1 protein-coding gene is annotated in these 600 nt (G+C 78.0%); it reads right to left on the bottom strand.

The window, feature by feature from the left end; genetic code table 11:
• A partial coding sequence (locus E4O86_RS23065) for an NAD(P)H-hydrate epimerase (protein WP_281351661.1) occupies positions 1-600 on the bottom strand: 600 nt, incomplete at both ends.

Below are 600 nucleotides of genomic sequence, written 5' to 3'. Positions count from 1 at the left end.
GGTGACGAGCCCCGCGCCGGCCCGCAGCGCGCCGCGGGCGGCGAGCCGCGCCGCGCCCGTCTGGGAGAGCCCGCCCGAGACCACCACCGCGTGGCCGCGATCATATTTGTGCCCGGCCGCGGAGGGCACCGGGAACCGGCTCCGCCAGAGTGCCGGCGCGTCGCGGAAGGCGCGCGGCCGCACCGTTTCGAGCGCCGCCTCGGGGATCCCGATCTGGCGCACCTCGGTCGCGCCGCAATGGAGCCGCCCCGGCATCAGCAGGTGGCCCGGCTTCAGCCGGAAGAAGGTGACGGTCCGCTGCGCGCGGATCGCCGTCCCGCGGAGCGCGCCGGTGGCGCCGTCTATGCCGGACGGCAGGTCGACCGCGAGGATCGGAATCCCGCTCGCATTCGCCCGCTCGACGATGGCCGCCGCAAGCCCGTCGAGCGGGCGCGCGAGCCCTGCGCCGAAGAGCGCGTCGACGAGGAGCGCCCCCGAGAGCGCAGTCTCCGGCGCGAGCGTCTCCACCATCCCGCCATAGCCCCGCGCGGCCTGCGCCGCATCGCCGCGCAGCCGGTCGCGCGCGCCGAGGAGCGCCAGCCGCACCCGGCAGCCGGCGCG

Origin of the sequence: Propylenella binzhouense (assembly GCF_009866965.1) — a bacterium.
Lineage (GTDB): Bacteria > Pseudomonadota > Alphaproteobacteria > Rhizobiales > Afifellaceae > Propylenella > Propylenella binzhouense.
This window is presented reverse-complemented; position numbering and strand designations above follow the sequence as displayed.